The organism is Actinomycetota bacterium, assembly GCA_005888325.1.
Lineage (GTDB): Bacteria > Actinomycetota > Acidimicrobiia > Acidimicrobiales > AC-14 > AC-14.
In genome coordinates, this window is the sequence record VAWU01000022.1 from 1 (window position 1) to 5,963 (window position 5,963).

7 protein-coding genes are annotated in these 5,963 nt (G+C 71.1%); 6 read left to right on the forward strand and 1 reads right to left on the reverse strand.

Annotated elements, in window-relative coordinates; genetic code table 11:
- The 6 genes from E6G06_07005 to E6G06_07030 all read left to right on the forward strand — a co-directional run.
- Nucleotides 1-444 (forward strand): adenosylhomocysteinase (locus E6G06_07005; protein TML92125.1); only part of this gene is annotated, 444 nt, incomplete at its 5' end.
- 67 nt (nt 445-511) lie between these two features.
- Entirely contained in the window at nt 512-1,324 is an 813-nt protein-coding gene (locus E6G06_07010; GenBank protein ID TML92126.1) for an SDR family NAD(P)-dependent oxidoreductase, read from the forward strand.
- 19 nt (nt 1,325-1,343) lie between these two features.
- Nucleotides 1,344-2,321 (forward strand): S-methyl-5-thioribose-1-phosphate isomerase, encoded by a 978-nt coding sequence (gene mtnA, locus E6G06_07015; GenBank protein ID TML92175.1) that lies wholly within the window; start codon nt 1,344-1,346, stop codon nt 2,319-2,321.
- 141 nt (nt 2,322-2,462) lie between these two features.
- A complete protein-coding gene (locus E6G06_07020) occupies nt 2,463-3,083 on the forward strand; it encodes a ComF family protein (GenBank protein TML92127.1) in 621 nt (206 codons plus the stop codon).
- 262 nt (nt 3,084-3,345) lie between these two features.
- The gene (gene raiA / locus E6G06_07025; protein TML92128.1) at nt 3,346-3,927 is read left to right on the forward strand and encodes a ribosome-associated translation inhibitor RaiA; all 582 of its coding nucleotides are present in this window, start codon (nt 3,346-3,348) and stop codon (nt 3,925-3,927) included.
- 22 nt (nt 3,928-3,949) lie between these two features.
- On the forward strand, nt 3,950-4,639 hold the full coding sequence (locus tag E6G06_07030) for a response regulator transcription factor (protein ID TML92129.1): 690 nt from the start codon (nt 3,950-3,952) through the stop codon (nt 4,637-4,639).
- On the opposite strand, the gene E6G06_07035 is transcribed toward E6G06_07030, so the two are convergent.
- Nucleotides 4,636-5,943, reverse strand: a complete 1,308-nt coding sequence (locus E6G06_07035) for a DUF2079 domain-containing protein (protein TML92130.1) — start codon at nt 5,941-5,943, stop codon at nt 4,636-4,638. The genes E6G06_07030 and E6G06_07035 overlap by 4 nt on opposite strands.
- Nucleotides 5,944-5,963 lie beyond the last annotated feature (20 nt).

Sequence of the window (5,963 nt, forward strand, 5' to 3'; positions counted from 1 at the left end):
CGCCGGGAGCACTTCGAGGCCATGAAGGACGGCGCCATCCTGGCCAACTCGGGTCACTTCGACATCGAGATCGACCTGAAGGCCCTCGGCCAGATGGCTTCGGGCGAACGTCGGCGCGCGGTGCGGCCCTTCGTCGAGGAGTTCCTCGTGGCCGGTCCCGACGGCGACAAGCGCATCCTGGTGATCGCCGAAGGGCGGCTGGTGAACCTCGGTGCGGCCGAGGGGCACCCGGCGGCGGTGATGGACATGAGCTTCGCCAACCAGGCCCTCGCGGCCGAGTGGGTCCTCCAGCAGGGCGGCGCGCTCGAGCCGCGTGTCTACGACGTACCCCCCGACATCGACCGCGAGATCTCCCGGCTCAAGCTCGACACCATGGGCGTCGAGATCGACACGCTGACACCCGAGCAGCGCGAGTACCTCTCGTCCTGGACGGTGGGGACGTGACCCCCCACCCGTTCTTGTCGTACCAAACCGTCCTCAGCCCGGCTGACTACGCCAAGAAGGGGATGCGGTGAACGAGCTCGAGGGGAAGGTCGCCGTCATCACCGGCGCGGCCAGCGGCATCGGCCAGGGCATGCGCGTGGTGATGGCCGACATCGAGGACGACGCGCTCGAGGTCGCCGCCAAGGAGGTCGGCGCGAGCGGCGCCAAGGTGCTCGCGGTTCGCACCGACGTGTCCAAGGGAGCCGCCGTGGATGCGCTGGCCGCGCGCACCGTCGAGGAGTTCGGCACGTTCCACGTCGTGTGCAACAACGCCGGTGTCGGTGCGGGCGGCACCATGTGGGAGCTCAGCGAGGCCGACTGGGCGTGGGTCCTCGGCGTGAACCTGTGGGGCGTCATCCACGGGATACGCGCGTTCGTGCCGCGGCTCGTCGAGCAGAACGAGGGCCACGTCGTGAACACCGGGTCGATCGCCGGTCTCACCTCGGCGCCGATGATGGGCCCCTACAACGCGTCGAAGCACGCGGTCGTCACCATCTCGGAGACCCTGCAGCGCGAGCTGGCATTGAACGCGCTGGCCGTGCGCGTGTCGGTCCTCTGCCCGGGCTTCGTGCAGACGCGCATCGCCGAATCCGATCGCAACCGCCCCGACCACCTGCGCAACCCGGTGGAACCCGAGATGAACAAGGTCGGCCGCGAGCTGTTGAAGCAGATCGTGGCCAGCGGCCTGCCCGCCGCCGAGGTCGCGTGTCAGGTGGTCGACGCGGTCAAGCACGAGCGGTTCTACGTGCTCCCGCACCCCGAGATGAAGTCCATCGTCCGCACGCGCATGGACGACATCCTCGAGGAGCGCTCGCCGGCGGCCGAGTTCTTCTTCGCGTGACCCGGCCGTGACCGATCCCATTCCGCCGACCATCGAGTGGCGGGACGGGGTGGTGCGCCTCATCGACCAGCGTCGCCTCCCGGGCGAGCTCGTCTTCATCGAGTGCCGCACGGTCGACCAGCTGTGCGATGCCATCGCGTCGCTCGCGGTGCGGGGCGCGCCCGCGCTCGGCGCGGCGGGAGCCATGGGCGTGGCGTTGGCGGTGCGCAACGGCGAGCCGCTCGACGCGGCCGCGGCCCGTCTGCGGGCCACGCGCCCGACTGCGATCAACCTGGCGTGGGGCGTCGACCGGGCCCGAGGCGCCGACGACCCCGAGGCGGAGGCGGTCCGCATCGCGGTCGACGACGTGGAGCGCAACCGCCGGATGGGCGCCCACGGTGCCACACTCCTGCGCGAGGGCGTCCGCCCGCTCACCCATTGCAACGCGGGATCGCTCGCCTGCGTCGGTTGGGGAACCGCCCTGGGCGTGGTGCGGGCCGCGCACGATGCCGGTCTGGGGCCGCAGGTGTGGGTGGGCGAGACCCGGCCCGTGCTCCAGGGCGCCCGGCTCACGGCCTGGGAGCTGAGCCGTCTCGGCATCCCGTACACGCTCGTCGCCGACGGCGCCGCGGCCGCCCTCATGGCCGACGGCGAGGTCGACTGCGTGCTCGTCGGCGCCGATCGCATCGCGGCCAACGGCGACGTGGCCAACAAGGTGGGGACCTATGGCCTGGCCGTGCTCGCCCGTCACCACGGCGTGGCGTTCTACGTCGTCGCGCCGCGCTCGACGTTCGACCCGGCGGTGCCCGACGGCGCCTCCATCCCCATCGAGCGCCGGTCCTCCGACGAGGTGCTCGAGATCGGCGGCCACCGCCTCGCGCCCGATGGCGCGACCGCGGAGAACCGGGCGTTCGACATCACCCCCGCCGAGCTCGTGACCGCCTACGTCACCGAGGACGGCGTGCACCGGGGCACCACCGGCATTCCCGTCGCGCCCGACCACCGTGACGGTGGTTGAGCGCGACACGAAGCGACCAGCAAACACGGCCCGGCGTGGGGCAGGGGCCCCACGCTCGGGAGGAGGCCGGGGTTGGGGCCCCGGCCGGGGGAGCGAAGCGACCAGCAAACACTGTCTCACCCCATCCGTAGGGTTCGACGCGTGCTGTTGGCGACGACGTGCCCGTGTTGCGGTGCCCGGGGACCGGCGCCGTGCCTCACGTGCGCCGCGGGGCTCCGCCGGGCACCCGCGCTCGGGGTGCCTCCCGCGCTCGACACCTGCACCGCCCTCCTCGCGTACGAGGGCGTGGGGCGCGAGTTGGTGGCGCGCCTGAAGTACCGCAACGCACGCGCCGCGGCCGGCTTCCTCGCCGGTGCGATGGCCGCGCTCGTCGACCGGGGCGAGGTCGACGTGGTGACGTGGGCACCCACCACCGCGTCGCGGCGGCGCCGGCGGGGCTTCGACCAGGCCGCGCTGCTGGCCCGCTTGGTCGCCCGCCGCCTGGGCCGCCCGTGCCGCCCGCTCCTCACGCGGCCGCCGGGTCCGCCCCAGACCGGCCGGGCCGGCGCGGCGCGCCGTCTACCGGCCCGGGCCTTCGAGGCCCGCGCCCCTCGCCCGAGGGGTCACGGGCACGCGCCGGGTGGCCGCATCCTCCTCGTCGACGACGTCGTCACCACCGGGGCGACGATGACCGCGGCCGCCCGGGCGTTGCGCGCCGCGGGTGCCGTCGACGTGCACGGGCTGGCCGCGGCCCGCACGCCGCTCAAGCTACGAGCGATGTAGTCCGAAAGAACTAGTGATGCCACCGATGAGTGCGACGCTCGAGATCCCACCGGCCGCCGTCGAGCGAATGGAGGCAGAGCCGTGGGTCCGGCCCGAGGCCGTCGCGCGGGCCCGCGCCCGCCTGGCGCGTGAGGGCGAGCCGACCGCCGAACAGCTGGCACGCTCGATGGTCGACCGCCTCGTCTCCGAACGGGTCCGCTGACTTACACTGCGCCCGACTGACACCTCGACACGGCGACACCTCGAGCGATGGAGGGCGCGGATGGACGTGACGGTTCGCGGGCGCAACATCGAGGTCTCCGAGCAGTTGCGGGCGGCCGCGGCGGAGAAGGTCGCGCGGCTCGGCCGGCTGCTCCAGGGCATGGACCAGGCCGAGGTCCACTTCATGGAGGAGAAGAACCCGCGGATCTCCGAGAAGGAGGTGTGCGAGCTGGTCCTCGCCGGTCACGGGCACATCGTCCGCGCCAAGGCGGCCTCGTCCGATGCCTTCACCGCGCTCGACCAAGCGGTCGCCAAGCTCGAGCACCAGCTGGCGAAGCTCAAGGGCAAGCTGCTGGGCCGTTCCCATCCGCGGAGGCACGAGTCGGTAAACTCGGTGAAAGCGGACGAGGACGACACTCGCGACAGAGAAGCCACAGACGACGCAAACGACCCCGGGGCCGGGCTGCCCACCATCGTCAAGACCAAGCACTTCGCCATCAAGCCCATGACCCCCGAGGAGGCGGCCCTCCAGATGGACCTGCTCGGCCACGACTTCTACTTCTTCACCAATGCCGACACCGAGCGCGCGGCGGTCGTGTACCGCCGCAACGACGGCGACGTGGGCCTGATCGACGGCACGTGAGCGAAGCAACCAAAGGAGCGGTGTGGCGGACGAGAGAGGTGTGATCGACGGCGAGCCCATTCGGGTGCTGATCGCCGATGACCATGCGCTGTTCCGTCGCGGGCTCAACATGGTGCTCGAGTCGGAGGAGGGCATCGAGGTCGTCGCCGAGGCGGAGGACGGCGAGGACGCGGTGAAGAAGGCGGAGGAGTTCGCACCCGACGTGGTGCTCATGGACGTCCGCATGCCCCGGATGAGCGGCATCGAGGCCACCCGCACGATCCGCGACGTCATCCCCACCAGCCGGATCCTCATGCTCACGGTGAGCGACGAGGAGGACGACCTGTACGAGGCCATCAAGGCGGGGGCGAACGGCTACCTCCTGAAGGAGATCTCCATCGAGGAGGTCGCGGATGCGATCCGGGCCGTCGTGCAGGGCCAGAGCCTCATCTCGCCGTCGATGGCCTCGAAGCTGCTCACCGAGTTCAACACGCTCGTGCGCCGGGCGGAGGAGAAGCAGCAGTTCCCCGCCCCCCGGCTCACCGACCGCGAGCTCGAGGTGCTCAAGCTCGTCGCCCAGGGCATGAGCAACCGTGAGATCGCCGACGACCTCTACATCTCGGAGAACACGGTCAAGAACCACGTGCGCAACATCCTCGAGAAGCTGCACCTGCACTCCCGCATGGAGGCTGTCGTCTACGCGGTGCGCGAGAAGCTGCTCGACATCCGCTAGCTCGCGGCGCGCTCTCCCGGCGGGCGCGCCCGCTTCGCCACGACCACCCGCTCGCGCTCGAACACCTTCCTGAACTCGCCGCCGGGTGCGGTCAACCGGTCGTAGAGGCCGCGGTGGTCGCCCAGCAGATCGGTGTCGACCACGATGTAGTCGACCTTCGCGGGGTTCCCGGGGTGCTCGCCCCTGACCCCCCAGTTGGCGGGGGGCCGCACGAAGGGGTTGGGCCACTCGTAGATGAGCACGCGGTGGGTGAGGTGGGGGACGAGGTAGTAGATGGCGGTGACGCCGGCGTGCCGGGGCACGAGGTCGAGCGCAGCGCGCAGCGACTGGTGGCGGGGGGAGGGCCGGGCCCAGATCCCCGAGTGGAACTTCACGCCGATCGGCGATGGCGACCAGGCGACGTTGGCGGCCAGGGCGGTCGCGGCCACCAGGCCCACGAGGAACCGGCGTCCGGCCTGAGTTCCCCCATAGCGCGCCGCCGATTCGACGGTGGCGAGCATCACGCCCACGATGACGAGCGACGAGTAGTGGTAGCGGATGTCGTGGGTGTAGCCGAAGCCGGAGATGACGTTGATCAGCAGCTGGGGACCGGCGATGAGCAGGACGGGCAGCGATCCCAGCGCCAGGAAGGCGACGGGGGCGAACAGCTGGCGGTAGTAGTCGAGCCGCCCGGCCTCGGTGGCCGTCTCGACGACGCGGCTCGGGTGGCGCACGATGTTGTAGGCGATCTCACCGGAGCCGTTGCCGAAACCGGCGAAGTACGACTCGTAGAAGGTGCCGACCCCGTTGACCGAGGGGAGGATCACCCGCGTGGCCAGCAGGAACCAGACCGCGCCGACCGCGGCGGTGAGCAGCCCGGGTCGCCGTCGTATCTTCCACGCCACGAGCAGCCCGAGCATCACGACCGCGAGCGCGGCGTCCTCCTTGCACGACAGGGCGAGGCCGACCGCGACCGCGAACCAGCCCCAGCGCCGCCGGGTGGCGAGCCAGTACGCGAACAGCAGCGGGGTGATCGCGAGCGCGTCGGGGTGGAAGTGCCACCAGTTGATCCACTCGAGCGAGGGATAGAGCAGGTAGGCGGCGGCGAGGGCGAGGCCGGCCCACGGGTTCTCGAGCCGGTCGCGCGCCAGGAGCCAGATGGGGACGGCGCCGACCGCGAGCCACACCGTCTCGACGAGGTAGAGGAAGTGCGGTCCCGCGCCCAGCCAGTAGAACGGCACGAAGAGGAACGTGACCCCGATGACGTGGTGACCGAACCACTCGAGACCGCGCACGGTGATGAACGGGTCCTTGAACCGCGACATCAGCCAGATGCCCTGGTCGT

Bases quoted from the DNA above. Each gene is read 5' to 3' on its own strand.
- raiA (TML92128.1), top strand. From the start codon at position 3,346: ATGGACGTGACGGTTCGCGGGCGCAACATCGAGGTCTCCGAGCAGTTG.
- E6G06_07035 (TML92130.1), bottom strand. From the start codon at position 5,943: ATGTCGCGGTTCAAGGACCCGTTCATCACCGTGCGCGGTCTCGAGTGG.